The following is a 19191-nucleotide window of genomic DNA, read 5'->3' on the forward strand; positions in this document are numbered from 1 at the left end:
GCGCGGCCTGGCACGCGCCCCCCGCCGGCCTTCGTTCACGGCCGTCGGCCGGCCGGTCGCGTTCTGCTCGGTCACCCGATTCCCTCTCATTCGCTGTCAGTTCGTGCTTGACGCCCCCCAGCGGGAATGTCACCATCACCTTACCGATGATTGCGTAAACATTACGTATCGGTTAGCTATTCGTGCAGAGGCGCCTTTCGGCCTTCGGCCCCACCACCTCGCTCCCCGCCTCCGGACCGCTCGGTCACCGACGCTAGGACCCAACCCATGACGCTCCTGTCGACGTCAGCACAGGCGGCTCCTCCGCCCCGCCGACAAGCCCGTTTCCGCCTCCGCAAGGAGGCCTTGGTGGGCTGGGGCTTCGCCGGCCCGTTCGTGGCGGTCTTCGGCCTCGTGTTCCTGGCACCGATCGGTTACGCCCTGTACCTGAGCCTGTTCCAGGACCGGCTCATCGGCGGCACCTCCTTCGTCGGCCTCGACAACTACGGCGAGGCGCTCACCGATCCCCGCTTCTGGGACGGACTGGTCCGCGTCGGGCTCTTCCTGCTGGTCCAGGTCCCCGTCATGCTCGGGATCGCCCTTCTCGCCGCGCTCGCGATCGACAGCGGCCGTCTGTACGGCAAGACCTTCTTCCGGGTCACGATCTTCCTGCCCTACGCCGTGCCCGCCGTCGTCGCAGGTCTGATCTGGGGCTTCATGTACGGCACGCAGTTCGGCCTGGTCGGCAACATCAACGACGCGCTGGGCGTGTCGCTGCCCGACCCGCTCTCGCCGTCCCTGGTCCTGGCCTCCATCGGCAACATCGTGACCTGGGAGTTCGTCGGCTACAACATGCTGATCTTCTACTCCGCGCTCAAGGTCGTACCGCGCTCGCTCTACGAGGCGGCCGCCATCGACGGCGCCGGCGAGTGGCGGGTGGTGCGCTCGGTCAAGCTCCCGGCCATCCGCAGCGCGCTGGTCATCGCCACGATCTTCTCGATCATCGGCAGCTTCCAGCTCTTCAACGAGCCCAGCATCCTGCAGAAGCTCGCGCCGAACGCGATCACCAGCGACTTCACCCCCAACCTCTACACCTACTCGCTGTCCTTCTCGGGCCAGCAGCACAACTACGCGGCGACCGTGGCGATCGTGATGGGCGTCCTGACCGCGATCATCGCCTACGCGGTCCAGCTGCGCGGCATGCGGAAGGGCTGAGCCGATGACCACCTCCATGACCACCGCGTCCACCGAGCCCACCCCGTCCCCCACCGGGCCGCGGGCCGCCGGCACCACCACCCCGCCCCGCGCCCGGACCGCCGCACCGACGCGCCGCAAGCGGCGTCCGCACACTCCGCTCAACCCGCGCCCCAGCATCCCGCTGACACTCGTCACCGGCCTGGTCCTCCTCTACACCCTCCTGCCGCTGGCCTGGCTGCTGATCAACGCCACCAAGGACCAGAAGGGACTGCTCGACTCCTTCGGTCTGTGGTTCGCCGACGACACCCACTTCTGGGACAACATCTCCCGCACCCTCACCTACGACGACGGCGTCTTCGTCCGCTGGCTCCTCAACACCCTGCTGTACGTCGCCGCCGGCGCGGGCGGCGCCACGGTCCTCGCCGTCCTGGGCGGCTACGCCCTGGCCAAGTACGACTTCCCCGGCCGCAAGGCGGTCTTCGCGGTGGTCATCGGCGCCGTGGCCGTCCCCGGCACCGCCCTGGCCGTCCCCACCTTCCTGATGTTCAGCAACATGGGACTGACCAACACCCCCTGGGCCGTCATCATCCCCTCCCTGGTCTCCCCCTTCGGCCTCTACCTCATGTGGGTCTTCGCCGCCGAGGCCGTCCCCACCGAACTCCTGGAGGCCGCGCGCATCGACGGCTCCGGGGAGGTGCGCACCTTCTTCACCATCGCACTGCCGCTCCTGGTGCCGGGCACCGTCACCGTCCTGCTGTTCTCCATGGTCGCGACCTGGAACAACTACTTCCTGCCGCTGATCATGATCAAGGACCCCGACTGGTACCCGCTGACCCTCGGGCTCAACGCCTGGAACGCCCAGGCCCAGACCGCCGGCGGCGAGGCCGTCTTCGACCTCATCATCACCGGTTCCCTGCTCACGATCGTCCCGATCGTGGCCGTCTTCCTGCTGCTCCAGCGGTACTGGCAGTCCGGCCTGGCCGCCGGCAGCGTCAAGGAATGACCAAGCCTCCCCGATCCGCCCCCTCCCGGAAGTTTCCTCACACCCGCACCCTCGACCAGGAGCACCTCCCATGCGTACGCACACCACCCGCAGACTGCTCGGCGCACTCTCCGTCCTCGCCACCCTCACGCTGACCGCCACGGCCTGTGGCTCCGACGCCTCGGACACGGGGGCCGGCGACAGCGGTCCGAAGGACATCAACGCCGCGCTGGAGAAGGGCGGAAAGGTCACGGTGTGGGCCTGGGAGCCCACGCTGAAGAAGGCGGCGGAGGACTTCGAGAAGAAGTACCCCAAGGTCGACATCGAGCTGGTCAACGCGGGCACCGGCGACAAGCAGTACACCGCCCTGCAGAACGCCATAGCGGCCGGCTCCGGCGCCCCCGACGTGGCCCAGGTCGAGTACTACGCGCTCGGCCAGTTCACCATCGCCAAGTCCGTCGAGGACCTCTCCCCCTACGGCGCCCAGAGGTACGGCACGAGCTTCACCAGCGGCCCGTGGAACGCGGTCACCGAGGACAAGGCGATCTACGCGCTGCCCATGGACTCCGGCCCGATGGCGTTCTTCTACAACAAGAAGGTCTTCGACAAGCACCACATCAAGGTGCCGACCACCTGGGACGAGTACGTGGAGGCCGCCCGCACCCTGCACAAGGCCGACCCCAAGATCTTCATCACCAACGACACCGGCGACGCCGGCGCCACCACCAGCTTCATCTGGCAGGCCGGCGGGCGTCCTTACCAGACCGACGGCACGAACGTCACCATCAACTTCGGCGACGAGGGCACCCAGAAGTACGCCGCCACCTGGCAGAAGCTCCTCGACGAGAAGCTCGTCGCGCCCGTCAGCTCCTGGAGCGACGCCTGGTACAAGGGCCTGGCCGACGGCTCCATCGCCACCCTCTCCATCGGCGCCTGGATGCCCGCCAACCTCACCTCCGGTGTCGCCTCCGCCTCCGGCGACTGGCGGGTCGCCCCGCTCCCGCAGTGGACGAAGGGCGACAAGGTCAGCGCCGAGAACGGCGGCAGCTCCCTCGCCGTCCCGAAGGCCGCGAAGAACAAGGAACTCGCGTACGCCTTCACCGAGTTCGCCACCACCGGCGCCGGAGCCAGCGCCCGCGTCGCCCAGGGCTCGTTCCCCGCGACCCGCGCCGACCTGGAGTCCAAGGCGTTCCTCGACACCAAGTTCCCCTACTTCGGCGGTCAGCAGGCCAACCAGATCTTCGCCGAATCCGCCCGCAACGTCGGCGCCGACTGGTCCTACCTGCCCTTCCAGGTGTACGCGAACTCCATCTTCAACGACACCGTCGGCAAGGCCTACGTCTCCTCGACCAAGCTCACCGACGGCCTGAAGGCCTGGCAGGACGCCAGCGTCAAGTACGGCAAGGACCAGGGCTTCACCGTCAACAAGTGACCCGGGCGAGACGGGGGCGCAGCCGCATCGCGACTTCGCCCCCGTTCGCCTGTGGAAAGGGCTTGCCACGCCTCTCGTGTTTGCGTAAACATGGAGGCGTCCCGGCCCCGCACGACCCCTCACCTACAGGAGCACACAGCGCATGCCCGATCTCCAGACAGACAAGGCCGGATTCCTGCTCGACGGCCAGCCCTTCCGTTTCCTGTCCGGCGGGCTGCACTACTTCCGGGTCCACCCCGAGCAGTGGCAGGACCGGCTCCGCAAGGCCCGGCTCATGGGCCTCAACACCGTCGAGACCTACGTCCCCTGGAACCTGCACCAGCCGCGCCCCGACCGCTTCCTGATGGACGGCGGGCTCGACCTCCCCCGCTTCCTCGACCTCGCCGCCGCCGAGGGGCTGCACGTCCTGCTGCGGCCCGGCCCGTACATCTGCGCGGAGTGGGAGGGAGGTGGTCTGCCCTCGTGGCTGCTCACCGAGCCCGACATCCAGCTGCGCACCCGCGACCCCCGGTTCCTGGCGGCGGTGGACGACTTCTTCGACCGCCTGCTCACCCCGCTCCGGCCGTACCTCGCCTCACAGGGCGGTCCGATCCTGGCCGTGCAGGTGGAGAACGAGTACGGGGCCTACGGCGACGACACCGCCTATCTGGAGCACATCGCCGGCTCGCTGCGCGCCTGCGGGGTCGACGTTCCCCTCTTCACCTGCGACCAGCCGGTGGATCTGGAGCGGGGCGCTCTGCCCGGCGTCCTCGCCACCGCCAACTTCGGCAGCCGCTCGGCCGACCATCTGACCGCGCTGCGCGCGCAGCGCCCCGAGGGGCCGCTGATGACGACGGAGTTCTGGATCGGCTGGTTCGACCGCTGGGGCGCCCGCCATGTGGTCCGCGACGCCGAGGACGCCGCCCGCGAGCTCGACGAAGTCCTCGCCACCGGCGCCTCGGTCAACTTCTACATGTTCCACGGCGGTACGAACTTCGGTTTCACCAACGGCGCCAACGACAAGCACACCTACCGCCCCACCGTCACCTCGTACGACTACGACGCACCGCTCGACGAGGCCGGCGACCCGACGGAGAAGTACCACGCCTTCCGCGACATCATCGCCAAGTACGCGCCGGTGCCGAGCGACCCCGCCCCTGCCCCGGGGGCCAAACTGGCGGTCTCCGCGGTCGCGCTGACGGAGAGCGCCGGGCTGCTGCCGAGCGCGGCCGCGCTGGCACCGCGGATCGACTCCCGGCGTCCGCTGACCATGGAGGAGCTGGAGCAGGACTTCGGCTTCGTCCTCTACGAGACCACGCTGCCGCTGCGCGGCCCCGCTCTGCTGGAGATCGAACACGTCCGTGACCGTGCTCAGGTCTTCGTCGACGGCCAGCCGGTCGGCGTCCTGGAGCGGGAGAACCACGAGCACGCCCTCGCCTTCACGGTTCCCCGGGCCGGCGGGGTGCTCTCGATCCTGGTGGAGAACCAGGGCCGGGTGAACTACGGCCAGGGCATCCACGACCGCAAGGGCCTGCTCGGAAAGGTCCTCCTGGACGGCGCCGAGCCGACGGCCTGGACGAACCGGCCGCTCCCGCTCACCGCACTGGAGGACGTGCCCTTCACGACCACCACGACGACTCCCGTGGGCCCGGCCTTCCACCGGGGCACCTTCGAGGTCACCGAGGCGGCCGACACCTTCCTGCACCTCGACGGCTGGACCAAGGGGAACGCCTGGGTCAACGGCTTCCCGCTCGGCCGTTACTGGTCCCGCGGCCCTCAGAAGTCGCTGTACGTCCCGGCTCCGGTCCTGCGCGCCGGTACGAACGAGATCATCGTCCTGGAACTCCACGCGGGCCCCCGGGGCCGTACCGTCGACTTCCGCGACACCCCCGACCTCGGCCCCACCGAGGAGTAGGAACACCCGGCGACGGGCCGGGCTCGGGAGCGTCCCCCACGCATCCGAGCCCGGCCCGTCGCCCCGCGCTTTCGCGCCGCACCCGCGCCCCGGCTCCCCTCTCCTCTCCTCTCCTCTCCGCCCCGCCCCGCCCTCCCACCCCGGGAGGGCTTTTGTCGTCTCCGCGACTTCGTGCGGACAGGTACGCCGGGCCCGGCGGGCCGTGAAGGCCGTGCCGGCCGGACGGCGTCGTTCCCATGTCCCGCGGCAGCGTCGTCCGGCGGGAAGCAGGCCTGGGCGGCGTGGACGGCAGGCGCCGCCGGTGCCCCGGCGCGGTCGGCCGGAGGGCGGCACCCCGGGGCCGTGCAGTCCACCACGCGGGGCCGGGAGGCGCCGCGAAGACCCCACCGTCCGCCGACCGGGTCGCCGGTACGCCGAGAGGCCCGCTCCCCTCGGGGGGCGGGCCTCGTCCGTGTGTCCGGTCAGTGCGGAAGTCCGACCGCGCGTTCACCGTTGCGGCGCTGCTGGATCACGACGGCGGCCACGAGCAGGGCGCCCTGGGCGACGTTCTGCCAGAAGGTGTTGATGCCCTGGACCGTGAGGCCGTTCTCCAGAGCGCCCAGCAGGGCGACGGCGAGGAGCGTGCCGCCGACGCCTCCCTTGCCGCCCTTGAGGGCGCAGCCGCCGAGGGCGGCGGCGGTGATGGCCTTGAGTTCAAGACCCTCACTGCCGGAGACGGGCTGGCCGGAGCCGGTACGGGCGGTGAGCAGGATGCCGGCGACGGCGGCGACGACGCCGATGAGGGCGTAGACGGCGACGAGGTACTTGTTGATGTTGATGCCGGCGAGGCGGGCGGCGGTGTCGTTGCCGCCGATCGCGTAGAGGTTGCGGCCGATGTCCGTGTACTTGAGCATCACGTGCACGGCGATCGCGACGACGATGAGGATCCAGATCATCACCGGCAGGCCGGCGATCTTTCCGCGGCCGAGGAACACGAAGACCGGGTCGTTGAGGACGTATCCCTGCGCGCGGCCGTCGGAGACCAGCTGGGCGACGCCCTTGTACGCGGCGAGCCCGGCGAGGGTGGCGATGGTCGGGTTGACCCGTCCGTAGACGATCGCCACACCGTTCACGATGCCGACGAGCACGCCGACGACGAGTGCGGCACCCATGCCGAGGAAGGGGTTGGAGCCGGCCGAGGTGAAGGCCATCGCGCTGACCACGGAGGCCAGGCCCGCCTGCGAGCCGACCGAGATGTCGAGGCCGCCGCAGATGATGACGACGGTCTGGACGATGGCGAGGAGGCCGGTGATCGTCACGGCTTCGCCGACGACCTGGATGTTGGACCAGCTCAGGTAGTTCTCGTTGAGGGCGCCGAACAGCCCGAGGACCACGACGAGCGCACCGATGAGGCTGAGGTTCTGCCCGCCGAGGGCGGCCAGCGGCGATCGCTTGCGGGCCGTTGCCGGTGCCTTCTCGGACTCGGCCGGGGAGGTGGTCGCGGTGGTCATCGGGGGCCTCCAGGGGCGGAGTCGGTACGGGGCCGGGGAACGGCCGGGGTGGGAGCGGCGTCCGGGGAAGCGAGGTCGTCGGCCATGGCGAGGTTGAGGATGGACTCCTCGGTCGCCTCGGCCCGGCCGAGTTCGCCGGTGATGCGGCCGTTCTGCATCACCACGACGCGGTCGGCGAGTCCGAGCACCTCGGGGAGTTCGGAGGAGATCACGAGCAGGGCGACGCCGTCCCGTGCCAGGTCGGCGATGATCCGGTAGATCTCCGCCTTGGCACCGATGTCGATGCCGCGGGTGGGCTCGTCGAGGATCAGGACCTTCGGCCGTCGCAGCAGCCACCGGGCGAGGACGACCTTCTGCTGGTTGCCTCCGGACAGCTTGCGCACCTCGTGCTCGATGGACGGGGTGCGCACCCTGAGCCGGTCGGAGAACTCCTGGGCGACGGCCTTCTCCTGGCCGCTGCGGACGAAACGCATCCGGCGCAGCCGGTCCAGGCTGACCAGGGAGGTGTTGTCACGGATGGACCGCTGCAGGAAGAGGGCCTGGGCCTTGCGCTCCTCCGGGGCCAGGCCGATGCCTGCCCGGATGGCGTCCTTGGGGCTGCGCAGCCGCAGGGGCCGGCCGTGCAGGGTGATCCGTCCGGAGCGCAGGGGGCGGTCGCCGGCGAGCGCGAGGCCCAGTTCCGAACGCCCGGCGCCCATGAGTCCGGCGAGGGCGACGACCTCTCCGGCCCTGATCCGGAGGCTGATGTCGGTGACGTCGTCGGTGGTGACGCCGTCCAGTTCCAGGACGACTTCGTCCCGGGCGACGTCCTGGCGTACGAACAGCGAGGAGAGGTCGCGGCCGACCATCATCCGTACGACTTCGCTCTCGGTGGTGTGCGCGGCGTCGAGGACGCCGGCGGAGGCGCCGTCGCGGAGTACCGCGATCCGGTCCGCGAGGCGGAAGATCTCCTTCATGCGGTGGGAGACGTAGATGATCGCGATGCCCTGGGCGCGCAGCCGGTCGATCAGGGCGAACAGGGCCTCGGCTTCGTTCTCCGCGAGCGAGGAGGTCGGCTCGTCGAAGGCGATGACCTTGGCCTCGCCGGTGAGGGCGCGCAGGATCTCCACCAACTGGCGCTGGGCCGGGGTCAGTTCGGAACCGAGTTGATCGGGGTCGATGACCTTCTCGAAGCCGAGCCGTGCCAGGTCGGCGGTGATCCTGTGGCGCAGTTCGGCGCGGTCGAGGCGCCGGCCGGCCTTGCGGGGCAGGGATCCGGCGTAGACGTTCTCCGCCACGGAGACGTGCGGGATGATCTCCGGCTCCTGCGGGATGATGCGGATCCCGGCCTTGCGCGCGTCCTGCGGCGAGCCGAACGAGACCGGTGCGCCGTCGAGGAGGATGCGGCCTTCGGTGGGCTGGTGGTCGCCGGTGAGGATCTTCAGCAGCGTGGACTTGCCCGCACCGTTCTCGCCCATGAGGGCGGTGACCTGCCCCGGGAGGAAGGTCAGGGTGACGCCGCCCAGGGCCTGGACGGCGCCGAAGCGCTTGGTGATGTTCTCGACGGCGACACCGGCGCCTGGGGCCGCCGGCGTGGGGGGTCGGGTGCCTGGTGTGGTCATGCTGGCCTCACGGGCTGGAGGGACGGGGAGGGAGCGCCGGGTGCTGGGGGCCGGTGCGGCGAGCGGGCGTGCCGTCGCACCGGCGCTGGGGCTGTCCGGAAGGTAGCGCCGTCTGCCCGGAGGGCAGGGGCCTCGGCTCAGCCGCAGGTGACTCCGGCGGACTTCCAAGTGGAGGCGTCGACCATCGTGGTCGGGGCGAAGGCTTCCTTGGGGAAGGCCTTGCCGTTCTTGAGCTTGTCGTACATCGTCTGCACGGCCAGGGCGCCGACGTCCTTGCCGTTGATGAACAGCGCGGCCTTCATGCCGGAAGGCTTGCCGGAGCTCCAGTTCTTGCAGGCCAGGTAGGCCCCGAGGCCCACGCCGATGACGTCGTCGGCCTTGAAGCCGGCGTTCTCCAGTGCGGTGACCCCGCCCTGGACGTTCTCGTCGTTGCAGCCCCAGACCACCCAGTGCTTGACGCTCGGGTTCGCGGTGATCGTGGCCGCGATCTTGTCCTGGGCGCCGGTGGGGCTGTTGTCCGTGGGGACGTCGATGTTCTGCACCGTGGCGCCGGAGCCGGCGGCGAAGGCCTCCTTGGACGCCTTGACGCGGTCGGTGCAGACGGTCACGTCCTGCTTCCAGGCGGAGATGGTGCGGGTCTCCGCGGGGTTCCAGCCGGCCTTCTTGAACTCCGCGGCGGCGCGCTTGCCGACCTCACCGCCCATCTGGGCACCGCTGAAGCCGATCCGGGGCACCAGGGCGTCGGCGGCGCAGGAGGACGGGTCCGGTCCGGTCGTACAGATCTGGTCGTCGGAGGTGAGCAGGGCGACCTTGGCGTCCTTGGCGATCTGGGCGACCTGGGGCCCGACGGCGGGGTCGGGGACGACGACGATCAGGCCGTTGCTCTTCTGCGAGATCGCCGACTGGGCCTCGCTGACGGTCTTGTTGGCGTCGGTGCCGAGGTTGACGACCTTCAGGTCGATGCCGAGCTCGTCCGCCTTGGCCTTGGCGCCGGCCGCCTCACCGACGAAGTACTCCTGGTCGCCCTGCTTCTGGAGGTAGGTCAGGCTTATCTTGCCGTCGACCTTGGCGACGTCCGCGCCCCCCGAGCCGACGGCCTGCTGGCCGCTGGAGCAGGAGGTCAGTGCGAGGACGGAGGCCAGGCCCAGTACGGCTGCTGCCATCGGCCGGCGGTGGTGCTCAGTGAACATGTCATTCCCCTTGCTCGGACGGGCCGCGCACGGCCGACCGGTGAGGTGCAGAAACAGATGGGCTCGCGGAGGGTCGCGGGAGGGAGGGGGGAACGAAGGGTTCCGGTCCCGTCCGACGACGGTGCGAGAGGGGCGACCAGGCACTTCTGTGGGGTGTCGAAGTCACCACAATCAGTCGTCAATCAGCTCGACGCCCCACAGAAAATCGCTGTTTCGATCAAAAGTCAACAGTGCATCCGTGGGGTTTCGGATCCATGCGCCGCCGTTACCGGGACTCAACCTGGAGGGCTGACATGGCAATCGCTTACTGCGCGGACGATCGGCTCAGCCGTCCATCAGGATGTTGAATTTTGTTGGACTGACGAAAGGCGCTGGCACTCAGGTACATGGCTACCTCTGAGGTGCAGAGGGGCTGGGGACGGTCGGTGTGCCGGCGCTCGCTCGGCGACCACGACCACATGAGGCGGTCCTCGGAAGTGACGGAGGACGATCACCTCGCGGTGTTTGCGCAAAAAGTACCTTGCCCCCGCCGAGCCCGACAGTCCCGAATGCATCACGTCACACAGCCGGGATGGCCGCCCCACCGCAGCACCGGCAGGTCCGCGTCTCGAAGATCTTGAGGGGGACTATTTACAGGGGTTAGCCGAATGGTTACGTTAACACCGAGCAAGGAGACTTCATATGCGCCACCTGAGGGCCCGTCCCTGCAGCCCGGATCCCGGCAGGCTCTGCGAGGGCCCCCTATGGGATCCCGCCGTGCAGGAGCTGCTGTGGGTCGACATCACCGCCGGCCTCGTCCACCGGGGCAGCCTGGTTCCGTTCGCCGACGGCAGCGGTCTGCCCGACTTACTGCCCCGCGTCACGCTCGCCCCCGGCGGCCCGGTCGGCGCCGTCCTGCCGAGCCGCAGCGGCGCGCTGATCGCCACGGTGTCCACGTCCGTCGTGAGGATCGACGACAGCGGCCGGTGCGAGGAGTTCGCCTCCCTGCCCCTCTTCCCTGACGGCGTGCGGCGACGGTTCCACGGCGCCGCGTGTGACCCGCACGGACGTCTCCTCGCGGCCGCCATGCCGTCCGACACGACCGAGGGAGCCGGCTCGCTGTACCAACTCGGCCCGGACGGCCTGCGGGTGCTGCTCGACTCCGTGACCCTTTCCCACGGTCTCGGCTGGAGCCCCGACGGCTCCCTGATGTACTACGCCGACGGCGCGACCGGCCGAGTCGACGTGTTCGACTACGACGTCGCGACCGGAACTCCCGGCGGCCGACGGCCGTTCGCCTCGATCGACGGCGGTGCGCCGGACGGTCTGACCGTCGACCGGGACGGCAGTGTCTGGGTCGCGGTCCGGGGTGCGGGGCAGGTTCGCGCCTTCGCACCCGACGGCACCTGTCACACCGTCGTGCACGTCGGCACCTCGCACGTGTCCGGTGTCGTCTTCGCCGGCCCCGCCCTCGACACCCTCGTGATCACGACGGCGACCGAAGGACTGACCCGGCAGCAGCTGGACGAAGAGCGCCACGCCGGACGGCTGTTCGTCTGCCGTCCGGGCACCGCCGGGCTTCCGGCCGTGCCGTTCGACGATCTCGTCCCCCAGGAGACGGCATGACCGCCCTCTCGGCCGCACGCGCCGCCGCGCCCGTGGTGGCGAGGCGCTGATTCGGCCGCTCCGCGGGACTCCCCTAGGCCACTAAGACGAGCCACGGTGTGGCGACACCGAAACGTCCCCGCACGAACGCCTGGAAGTGGTGCACATGGCCGCCGCAACAACCGCTCCCACACCCCCCGGTTCCCTCAAGCGCATCGTCGCCGCGAGTCTCATCGGCACGACCATCGAGTGATACGACAACTCATCGGGCCAGAGCTACGACCTGCGCTTTCTCCCCCATGGCCCCCCTGAAGTCAGCACCGAACCAGCACGGGAAAGTCTCGTGCTAGTGCCGCATCAGGCAACGTTCGCCTCGCTGGTGGAGCACGGAGGAGTAAATCGGTGGGGTGATACAGGGGAATCTGCCACGATCGCCAGATGGGTGCATTGGATGCAGTGGCAGGCAGGGTTGCCGGCGGGGCCACCGTGGCGTTCCGGCCCAGCGGCTCCTCGATGGTCCCGCTGATACGCAGTCGGCAGCAGGTGGTCGTTGCTCCGGTCGACCCGTCGAAGTTGGAGGTCGGGGACATCGTCCTCGCCCGTGTCGCCGGGACGGTGTACTTGCACTTGGTGTCGTCCGTGGACCCCGCCAGGAAGCGGGTGCAGATCAGTAACAACCGTGGCCTCGTCAACGGCTGGACCAGCCACGATCGTGTCTTTGGTATCTGTGTGGCAGTCGGCGGCGTCGCCAGGTCAAAGGTCGCGGGCAAGACGCTCGCGACCGACTCCAACGGCTCCTCCTGAACCTGACGCTCCAGCGGCATCGGGCCGCCAAGCTATGCGGGTGGCAGAACGAGTGCGCGTTCGCGAGATCGATGACGACGAGGGCCGGCGGTTACTGCGGATAGTCCGCAGAGGCACGGGCTCGGTGGTGACCTGGCGGCGCGCGCAGATGGTACTGCTGTCCGCTCAGGGCATGCCGGTGGCGAAGATCGCCGAGGTGTCGTTCACCAGTGACGACCGGGTCCGCGACGTGATCCACAACTTCAACGCCGACGGCTTCGACTCGCTCTACCCCAAGTACTCCGGCGGCCGGCCGAAGACATTCACGCTGCCCGAGCGCCGCGAGATCAAGAAGATCGCCAAGTCCAAGCCGACCGAGCACGATCTGCCGTTCTCAACCTGGAGCCTGACCAAACTGGCCGACTTCCTGGTCGCCGAGGAGGTGGTCGACGACATCAGCCACGAGGGCCTGCGCCTTCTGCTCCGCGAGGAGGGCGTCTCCTTTCAACGCCTGAAGGTTGGAAGACCTCCCGTGATCCGGACTACGCGGTCAAGAAGGCCCGCGTGGAGCATCTCTACGCGATCGCCGACGGTGAGGTCACAGCCGAGGACGGCGGGCCCGACGTCGTCTTCTGCATGGACGAGTTCGGGCCGCTCAACCTGATGCCGCACCCCGGGCGGCAGTGGGCCGAGCGCGGCGGCAGGCACAAGGACCCCGATCGTGAGCCCCGCCGCCGGCGCCGGGCGACCTACAACCGCTACGGCGGGGTGCGGCACTTGTTTGCCGCCCTGGACCTGGCCAAGGACAAGCTCTACGGCCACGTCAAACCGCTCAAGCGACGCACGCAGTTCCTGGAGTTCTGCCGCTACCTGCGCACCCTCTACCCTCCGACGGTGCGGATCGCGATCGTCTGCGACAACTTCTCGCCGCACCTGGCCACGAAGAAGTGTCAGCGGGTCGGTACCTGGGCGGCAGCGAACAACGTTGAGATCGCCTACACGCCGACCACAAGGAACAGGGCAGCATGATCCGCCGCTACATCATCTGGCGAAACCGCCACGCCGACGACCGGCACCTCCGCGCCGTCGTCGACAGGGCAAACGTTGCCTGATGCGGCACTAGCCAGGGCACAGGGAGAAGCTCGCCCGCGCAGAGCACGGGCCGATCAACGGGCCGGAGGGCGATCACTGACAGTAGTGCACACGACCGCCCCGGATCGCCCGTCGCTGAGCTCGCCAGGCAGCCAAACGGAACGCGTGATGCCCCCCAGCCGGAGAACCTGGCTGAGGGCATCACGCGTTCACAGGCCGGATCAGGCCGCCTCGACCACCGCCTCGAACTCAAGAGGCAGGTTGAGCTCCGTCTTCATCGTGAAGACGGCATCCATCAGCGACCGCAATCGGTCGGGAGCGTCGGGCATCACGTGCGCGTAAGTCTGATGGGTGATCTTCGGGTCACGGTGCCCCAGCCACTCGGCCATGTCCGTCACCGGCACCCCCTTCGACAGGCCGGCGGAGGCGAAGAAGTGGCGCAGCCAGTGCGGTGTGATCCTTCGCGTGATGCCGGCGGCCTTCTTGGCGTTGCGCCAGAGCCGGTCGACGAGGGAGTACATGAGGATGTCGGTGCCCCCGATCTTGGAGAAGAGGTAGTCCCCCTCCAGCCGGTTCAGCCCCTCCTCCACCCGGAAGGTGCCGTGAAGCCGGATGTGCTCCTCCACCTTCGCCAGGATCGTGGGCGGCACGGGTATCGCCCTGCCCTCATCAAGATCGCGCCATTTGAGATGGCGGATGCAGTGGGCACGCCCCCGCCCCTTGGTGATGGCTTTCTGGACCGCGGTCTTCGGTTCCCCGTTCTCGCCGTCCTGCGTCACCTGCCGGTCGACATGGAGCATGGAGCTCTCGAAGTCGAACTGTTGCAGGGTCACCGCACACGCCGCCCGGCCGAGGAGATCGGGTGCGAGGTCCTCTGCCGCCACCACCGCAAGCGGATGACGTCGGCCTCCTCACAGGTCGGCGCTCTTTCCCCGGACGTCCTCCCGGCCAACCACACCTGACGGCTCCAAGACGCTTTGTCCACGAGCCCGGCCCGTCGGCGGTGGCAGGATCGTGCACGGTGCGGAGGCAAGAGCATGCCAACGGGGAGTCCTGTGGAGGAGGGGGTTCGCTGCGATGCTTCTGGTGTGGTCGGGGATCTCGTCCCGGGCACCTCTGAGGAAACGGCGCCGGGCGCCGGGAGGGGAAGAACCATGATGCGTACCGCCACCAGCAAGGCTGCCCGAGGGATCGCGGCGGCGATGCTGACCGCGCTGGCGACGACAGGGGCGTTCACCGCCCTCGCGGGGAGCGTCACACCGGCGGGCGGTGACGCCGTCGTAGTGGCGGACGGCTGTCTCGACCCCCTGAGCGCGTGTTGGGTCAACGGCTGGCAGGAGAAGCCGGGCACCTGATCCTGTGCGGCGTGCCCGCCACGGGGGTGGGTCCAGCGGTCCGGGTGCCGAGCACGACGCGGGACCCACCGCCTTTCCAGTACCTCGTCACCGACCGTGGAGCACCGCCGATGCACCGCATGCAGATCCTGGGAATCACCCCGGCCGAGGAGCACACGTACCGCCACCTGTTGAGGCATCCCGGCAGCGGCGTCGCCGAGACCGTTGCCGCGCCTTGGCACCCGCCCGGGGCCGGTGCGGCTGCTGTGGGGCGACTGAAGGCCCTGGGCGTCGTGGTCGAGAGCGACGGAGCGCTGTGGCCGGAGGAGCCGCAGGTGGTGGTGGGCCTGCTGGCCGAGCGGCTGCTGGCCGAGCTGCACGCCATCACCCGCAGCCTCGCCCAGGTCTACACGGTGGTGCGCTCCCTGGAGGACGAGGCGGCCGCCGCCGGCCGGCCCGAGGAGCCTCCTCAGGACAGCCGGCTGGTGGAGCGGATCACCGGTCCCTCCGCGTTGCGGGCGAGGGTGGAGGCCCTCGCCCTGAGTACCCGCTCCGAGGTGCTGGCGGGTGGGCTCTGCGAGGAGGTCGACCCCCGCGTCCTACGGCTGACCCTGCCGCTGGGCCTGCGGATGCTGGCGCGCGGCGTCACCGTGCGGCTCCTGGTGCGGCAGTCCATGCTCGCCGACCCGGTGGCCGTCGCCCACCTGCGCCGACTGGCCGACGCGGGCGCCCGGGTGCGGGTGCTGTCCTCCTCGGACAGCCCGATGGCGGTGTGCGACGGCGGGACCGCGCTGGTGCCGGTCGAGCCCTCGGACCTCACCAAGGGCGCGTTCGTCACGGCTGAACCCGGCATGGTGAGCACGGTCGTCAACCACTTCGAGCGGCTGTGGGCGGACGCCCGGGAATTCGGGGACGACTGACGGTCGGGTCACGCCCCGGCCGTCAGACCCACCCGACGGTCAGACCCACCCTCGTTCTCGGGCGAGCAACGCCGCATGGGCGCGGTTCTCCGCACCGAGGAGCCGCATCAGCTCCGATATGTGGCGGCGGTAGGTACGCAGTGCGGTGCCCACCTGGCGGGCGCCGGTCTCGTCCTTGCCGACCGTGCACATCGCCCGCAGCACCTGTACCTGCAGTTCGGTCAGTTCGGGATCGCCCGACGAGTCGTCCCCCTGACCGACCAGGTCGGTGAACTCCTCGGCCCCCGCCCACAGACGCTCGAAATTGTTGACGACGGTGGTGACGATCCCCTCCTCGCTCGAGCAGAGGGCGCCCTTGGAGGTGTTCTTCGGGTCCACCGGCACCAGCGTGGTGTGGTGGTCGTACACGATCATCAGCTCGCTCAGGTCCTCGACCACCCGGATCCGGGCCCCGGCGGCGGTCAGTTCCTGGAGGTAGGCCCGCGTGGTGTCGTCCGCCACCGCGGAGGCGCGGACCAGGTTGCGCAGAACGACGCCACGGCGCAGGCAGCGCAGGTCGAGCGGGCGGGAGTGCTTGATGTTCTCCGGGGTGAGCGCGTCGTAGGGCTCGGAGGCCAGAACCTCCGCACGGGCGAAGAACGCCAGTTCGTCCAGACGTTCGCGGATGGCCGATAACCCCATCAGCCGTTCCACCGGGGCGTGTTCGGAGTTCGGGCCATGGTCGCGCGCGTCACGCGCCAGGGAGTCCACGATGGGTTTCAGGTCGGACAGCGTACGGATGGTGCTGTAGAACTCCTCCAGGCGCTGCTGGGCCAGCCGGTTGACCACCAGGTCCGGCTTGTGCGGCCACGCCCTGCCGTCGTCCTCGCGGATGACGTGCAGTTCCCGCAGCCGACGCACCGCCGCTTCCAGGCAGAGGGGTTCCTGCCTCAGCAGGACGTGCACTTCGTCGAGTTCGACTCCGGGGTTGCGCAGCAGGTGCCGGTAGAGCTCCTCTTCCGCCGCAGTGAGACCAAGGACCGCCATGTGGTGCACGAGCAAGAGGCACTCCCGTGGGAGGGGACGTCGGGAAGGATCCGGCCGGCGTGTGTTGCAGGAATTGTAGGAGGGAGGTGCCCGAAGGGTAAAGGTTTCCCCAGGAGCCCCTGGTGACTCAGCAGTAGGATCTCCGGTCCAGAAGCGCTCAGGCCGGATCCTGCATCGGGTTGGCCGTATCTGGCCAAGAGGCCTTGTTCCTCGCCGCCTTGAGCGCTGCCATATTCGGTCGCGAGGGAGGTGTGGTGCTGACCACACGACGCGAGGGGGACACGATGCCGCCGCGGCGGCCCCCGCGGCCCGGGGCCGGTACCTGCCTCAGCACTTCACACGAGAGGTGGCAGAGCCAGATGCTTTTCCGACTGCTGGGACCTGTGAGGATCGCGGGCGGTGCCGAGACGCAGTCGGCGGCCCGCCGCGCGCTGCTCACCGCGCTGCTCCTGCGCCGGGGACAGTTCGTCGGTATGGGCGAGCTGACCGAGCTGTTGTGGGACGACCCGCCGAGCTCGGCGGTGGCCAACATCAGGAGCCACCTCACCGGGCTCCGCCGCGGCCTGGACTCCGCGCTGCCGGGACTGAGCAAGCGGCTGACCACCAGCCGCGGCGCGGAGACCGGGTACGCCCTCAGCGTCGAAGCGGACGAACTCGATCTGTCCTGCTTCCTGAAGCTCGCCCGGAAGGGCAAGGAACTGCTCGCCGCGGGCGACCACCGAGCCGCGGTCAGCCACCTGGACGAGGCCCTCACCCTCTGGCGCGGCCCGTTCGGCCAACGGCTCCCGGCCACCCGGTGGTTCCACGCCCATACCGTGGGCCTCAGCAACACCCGCTTCGAGGCCTGCCAGGACTTCTTCACCGCCTGTCTGCTGACCCATCGGACCGAGATGCTCTCGTACCGCATCGAGACCGTGCTGGCCGAGGCCCCCTACCGGCAGCGGCTGTGGCAGTTGCTCGCCGCCACCTACTGCGCGCAGGGCGACGTGGCCGGCGCGCTGGGCGTGATCGAGCGATGTCGGACCGTCTTCGCCGACGAACTGGGCCTGGACGTCCCTCCCGGCATCGAGGCCATCCGGGCCGCCGCGCTGACCTGGGACACGGAGCGGGCGCACCGCCTGGTGGCCGAGATGGCGCGCCAGTGACGGCGGGCACCCGGTCGGCCGGGGCTCGGGTCCGACGGCGACTTCGGTCGCTCGCGGTGGGGGAACTGGTCAACGTCCCGTTGCAGACGGCCATCTGGTTCGGCATGGTCGGCGTGCCGGCGACGGCCGCCAACCTCCTCGGGTTCGCGCTGGTCACGCTGCTCCTGCTGGAGGGCGCCGCGTACTGGACGGTCAAGCTCCGTGCCCTGTCCGCCGGCAGTGGCGCGCCGCTGCCCGGGGCGGCGGTGTTCGCCGCCGCTCGGGTGGTCAACCTCGTGCTGCTCGGGCTCGGCGTGCCGCTCACCGTTCTCGCGGTGGCCGACTCCCCCGGGACCGGGAGCATCCCGGGCCTGCTCTTCGCGCTCTTCGCCGTCCTGGAGCACGTCAACTACTTCCACACCCAGCTGATGTACGACACCGCCGAGGACCGGCGCAGCCGCCGCAGGAACGGGCGGCGGCGGGCACATCTGGCCCGTGACCTGGAGCGGGCCCGGAAGCTCGGGACCGGGCAACCGTCCGCCGGCGAGGTCGGTCGCTCCTGATGTCCCGGCCGCACCGTGACCGGCCCGGTCACGGTGCGGCCTTCAGGATCTCGTAGAGGTCGGACGCGGCGGCCCGGGGTCCGTGCACCGCGCCGACCCCGGTGACATTGAGGACCACCTCGTCCACGCCGAGCGCCCGGTAGGCGTCCAGCCGCTGGTGGATCTCCTCGGCCGTCCCGTAGAGGAAGATCCCGCCGTCCACCAGGGCGCGGACGTCGTCGGGCCCGCCGTCGCCGGTGATCCGGATCCCGGCCCGCCGCAGGACGGCCTGGTAGTGGGGGAACTGGATGTGCCCCCCGCAGGTCGCCCGCAGCAGTTTCGCCATGTCCCGGTCGGGGCCGGCCAGTGCCACCGGAACATAGGCGGTGACCTTGACCGGCTCCTCCGGACGCCGCTCCTTCGCGCTCCGCAGGGCCGGGATCAGGAACTCCTCCAGGTACGCCGCCGAGGCCATCCAGGTGATGGCCACATCGGCGAGTTCTCCCGCGAGTTCGGCCATCCGCTCCCGCAGGACGCCGAGGCCCAGCGACACCTCCGGCTTGTGGAACGGCATGAGCTGCGCCTTGGCGGAGAAGATCTCCCCCTCCCGGTCGCTGATCCCGCCGTCCAGCAGGTCCCGGACGATGGTGATGTACTCCCGGCAGGCGGTGAGCTGACTGGGGTAGGGCCGTCCCATGGCGCAGGTCTGCGCGGCGAGCGAGCCCGGACCGTAGCCGGCCACCACCTCGTGCCCGGTGGCCAGCGCCACGGACCGGGCCTCGATCGCCGCGTTGTACGGCGAGCGGTAGGGCATCAGCGACACCCCGAACCCGGCGGGCACCCTGATTCCGGAGCCGGCCAACCAGCTCACGTTGTGATGGCTGTCCAGAACGAGACCCTGGCCCTGCCACAGTCGGGCCGCGCCACCCCATTTGACGAGATTGGCGAAGGGGATCACCTGCTCGGGGCGGGTGGCGTTGACGGGGAGGAGGATCGAGTGCCGCATCCCGGCAGCCCTTTC

General features: G+C 69.7%; 16 protein-coding genes and 2 pseudogenes. 12 read left to right on the forward strand and 6 right to left on the reverse strand.

The window, feature by feature from the left end:
• Positions 1-267 precede the first annotated feature (267 nt).
• The 4 genes from AB5J54_RS05310 to AB5J54_RS05325 all read left to right on the forward strand — a co-directional run bounded on the left by AB5J54_RS05310 (position 268) and on the right by AB5J54_RS05325 (position 5484).
• The gene (locus AB5J54_RS05310) at positions 268-1194 is read left to right on the forward strand and encodes a carbohydrate ABC transporter permease (protein ID WP_369142723.1); all 927 of its coding nucleotides are present in this window, start codon (positions 268-270) and stop codon (positions 1192-1194) included.
• 4 nt (positions 1195-1198) lie between these two features.
• Entirely contained in the window at positions 1199-2179 is a 981-nt protein-coding gene (locus AB5J54_RS05315; protein WP_369142724.1) for a carbohydrate ABC transporter permease, read from the forward strand.
• Positions 2180-2249: 70 nt separating this feature from the next.
• On the forward strand, positions 2250-3590 hold the full coding sequence (locus tag AB5J54_RS05320; protein ID WP_369142725.1) for a sugar ABC transporter substrate-binding protein: 1341 nt from the start codon (positions 2250-2252) through the stop codon (positions 3588-3590).
• A gap of 142 nt (positions 3591-3732) precedes the next feature.
• Positions 3733-5484, forward strand: coding sequence for a beta-galactosidase family protein (locus tag AB5J54_RS05325; protein WP_369142726.1), 1752 nt, complete (start codon positions 3733-3735; stop codon positions 5482-5484).
• A gap of 461 nt (positions 5485-5945) precedes the next feature.
• Here the strand turns inward: AB5J54_RS05325 and AB5J54_RS05330 are convergent, their stop codons facing one another.
• From AB5J54_RS05330 to AB5J54_RS05340, 3 genes are all read right to left on the reverse strand, one after another.
• The gene (locus AB5J54_RS05330) at positions 5946-6974 is read right to left on the reverse strand and encodes an ABC transporter permease (protein ID WP_369142727.1); all 1029 of its coding nucleotides are present in this window, start codon (positions 6972-6974) and stop codon (positions 5946-5948) included.
• Entirely contained in the window at positions 6971-8575 is a 1605-nt protein-coding gene (locus AB5J54_RS05335; protein WP_369142728.1) for a sugar ABC transporter ATP-binding protein, read from the reverse strand. The genes AB5J54_RS05330 and AB5J54_RS05335 overlap by 4 nt, the downstream gene beginning before the upstream one ends.
• 137 nt (positions 8576-8712) lie before the next feature.
• Positions 8713-9765 (reverse strand): substrate-binding domain-containing protein, encoded by a 1053-nt coding sequence (locus tag AB5J54_RS05340; protein WP_369142729.1) that lies wholly within the window; start codon positions 9763-9765, stop codon positions 8713-8715.
• Positions 9766-10446: 681 nt separating this feature from the next.
• On the opposite strand from AB5J54_RS05340, the gene AB5J54_RS05345 reads away from it, so the two are divergent.
• The 3 genes and pseudogenes from AB5J54_RS05345 to AB5J54_RS05355 all read left to right on the forward strand — a co-directional run bounded on the left by AB5J54_RS05345 (position 10447) and on the right by AB5J54_RS05355 (position 13244).
• Positions 10447-11370, forward strand: coding sequence for an SMP-30/gluconolactonase/LRE family protein (locus AB5J54_RS05345; protein WP_369142730.1), 924 nt, complete (start codon positions 10447-10449; stop codon positions 11368-11370).
• Positions 11371-11787: 417 nt separating this feature from the next.
• Positions 11788-12153, forward strand: a complete 366-nt coding sequence (locus AB5J54_RS05350; RefSeq protein WP_369142731.1) for a S24 family peptidase — start codon at positions 11788-11790, stop codon at positions 12151-12153.
• A gap of 40 nt (positions 12154-12193) precedes the next feature.
• Positions 12194-13244, forward strand: a pseudogene (locus AB5J54_RS05355) (IS630 family transposase).
• 201 nt (positions 13245-13445) lie between these two features.
• On the opposite strand, the gene AB5J54_RS05360 reads toward AB5J54_RS05355, so the two are convergent.
• Positions 13446-14024, reverse strand: a complete 579-nt coding sequence (locus AB5J54_RS05360) for a tyrosine-type recombinase/integrase (RefSeq protein WP_369149227.1) — start codon at positions 14022-14024, stop codon at positions 13446-13448.
• A 42-nt stretch (positions 14025-14066) separates the two neighbouring features.
• Here AB5J54_RS05360 and AB5J54_RS05365 point away from each other — a divergent pair.
• From AB5J54_RS05365 to AB5J54_RS05375, 3 genes and pseudogenes are all read left to right on the forward strand, one after another.
• A pseudogene (locus tag AB5J54_RS05365) lies at positions 14067-14186 on the forward strand (thymidine kinase); the annotation flags it as partial.
• A 192-nt stretch (positions 14187-14378) separates the two neighbouring features.
• Positions 14379-14579: a hypothetical protein gene (locus tag AB5J54_RS05370; RefSeq protein ID WP_369142732.1), complete on the forward strand. Its 201-nt coding sequence runs from the start codon at positions 14379-14381 to the stop codon at positions 14577-14579.
• Positions 14580-14689: 110 nt separating this feature from the next.
• A complete protein-coding gene (locus tag AB5J54_RS05375) occupies positions 14690-15478 on the forward strand; it encodes a TrmB family transcriptional regulator (RefSeq protein WP_369142733.1) in 789 nt (262 codons plus the stop codon).
• 39 nt (positions 15479-15517) lie between these two features.
• Here the strand turns inward: AB5J54_RS05375 and AB5J54_RS05380 are convergent, their stop codons facing one another.
• Positions 15518-16504, reverse strand: a complete 987-nt coding sequence (locus AB5J54_RS05380; protein ID WP_369142734.1) for a helix-turn-helix transcriptional regulator — start codon at positions 16502-16504, stop codon at positions 15518-15520.
• Between the two features lie 359 nt (positions 16505-16863).
• On the opposite strand from AB5J54_RS05380, the gene AB5J54_RS05385 reads away from it, so the two are divergent.
• Positions 16864-17649, forward strand: a complete 786-nt coding sequence (locus tag AB5J54_RS05385; protein WP_369142735.1) for a BTAD domain-containing putative transcriptional regulator — start codon at positions 16864-16866, stop codon at positions 17647-17649.
• A 56-nt stretch (positions 17650-17705) separates the two neighbouring features.
• Positions 17706-18191 (forward strand): hypothetical protein, encoded by a 486-nt coding sequence (locus tag AB5J54_RS05390; RefSeq protein WP_369142736.1) that lies wholly within the window; start codon positions 17706-17708, stop codon positions 18189-18191.
• A 28-nt stretch (positions 18192-18219) separates the two neighbouring features.
• On the opposite strand, the gene AB5J54_RS05395 is transcribed toward AB5J54_RS05390, so the two are convergent.
• Positions 18220-19176, reverse strand: coding sequence for an LLM class flavin-dependent oxidoreductase (locus tag AB5J54_RS05395; protein WP_369142737.1), 957 nt, complete (start codon positions 19174-19176; stop codon positions 18220-18222).
• Positions 19177-19191: the final 15 nt, after the last annotated feature.

It is taken from the genome of Streptomyces sp. R44, from assembly GCF_041053105.1.
Taxonomy (GTDB): Bacteria; Actinomycetota; Actinomycetes; order Streptomycetales; family Streptomycetaceae; genus Streptomyces.

Bases quoted from the DNA above. Each gene is read 5' to 3' on its own strand.
- AB5J54_RS05395 (WP_369142737.1), bottom strand. From the start codon at position 19,176: ATGCGGCACTCGATCCTCCTCCCCGTCAACGCCACCCGCCCCGAGCAG.
- AB5J54_RS05310 (WP_369142723.1), top strand. From the start codon at position 268: ATGACGCTCCTGTCGACGTCAGCACAGGCGGCTCCTCCGCCCCGCCGA.
- AB5J54_RS05340 (WP_369142729.1), bottom strand. From the start codon at position 9,765: ATGTTCACTGAGCACCACCGCCGGCCGATGGCAGCAGCCGTACTGGGC.
- AB5J54_RS05315 (WP_369142724.1), top strand. From the start codon at position 1,199: ATGACCACCTCCATGACCACCGCGTCCACCGAGCCCACCCCGTCCCCC.
- AB5J54_RS05360 (WP_369149227.1), bottom strand. From the start codon at position 14,024: ATGCTCCATGTCGACCGGCAGGTGACGCAGGACGGCGAGAACGGGGAA.
- AB5J54_RS05335 (WP_369142728.1), bottom strand. From the start codon at position 8,575: ATGACCACACCAGGCACCCGACCCCCCACGCCGGCGGCCCCAGGCGCC.
- AB5J54_RS05375 (WP_369142733.1), top strand. From the start codon at position 14,690: ATGCACCGCATGCAGATCCTGGGAATCACCCCGGCCGAGGAGCACACG.
- AB5J54_RS05370 (WP_369142732.1), top strand. From the start codon at position 14,379: ATGATGCGTACCGCCACCAGCAAGGCTGCCCGAGGGATCGCGGCGGCG.
- AB5J54_RS05350 (WP_369142731.1), top strand. From the start codon at position 11,788: ATGGGTGCATTGGATGCAGTGGCAGGCAGGGTTGCCGGCGGGGCCACC.
- AB5J54_RS05325 (WP_369142726.1), top strand. From the start codon at position 3,733: ATGCCCGATCTCCAGACAGACAAGGCCGGATTCCTGCTCGACGGCCAG.
- AB5J54_RS05345 (WP_369142730.1), top strand. From the start codon at position 10,447: ATGCGCCACCTGAGGGCCCGTCCCTGCAGCCCGGATCCCGGCAGGCTC.
- AB5J54_RS05320 (WP_369142725.1), top strand. From the start codon at position 2,250: ATGCGTACGCACACCACCCGCAGACTGCTCGGCGCACTCTCCGTCCTC.
- AB5J54_RS05385 (WP_369142735.1), top strand. From the start codon at position 16,864: ATGCTTTTCCGACTGCTGGGACCTGTGAGGATCGCGGGCGGTGCCGAG.
- AB5J54_RS05330 (WP_369142727.1), bottom strand. From the start codon at position 6,974: ATGACCACCGCGACCACCTCCCCGGCCGAGTCCGAGAAGGCACCGGCA.
- AB5J54_RS05380 (WP_369142734.1), bottom strand. From the start codon at position 16,504: ATGGCGGTCCTTGGTCTCACTGCGGCGGAAGAGGAGCTCTACCGGCAC.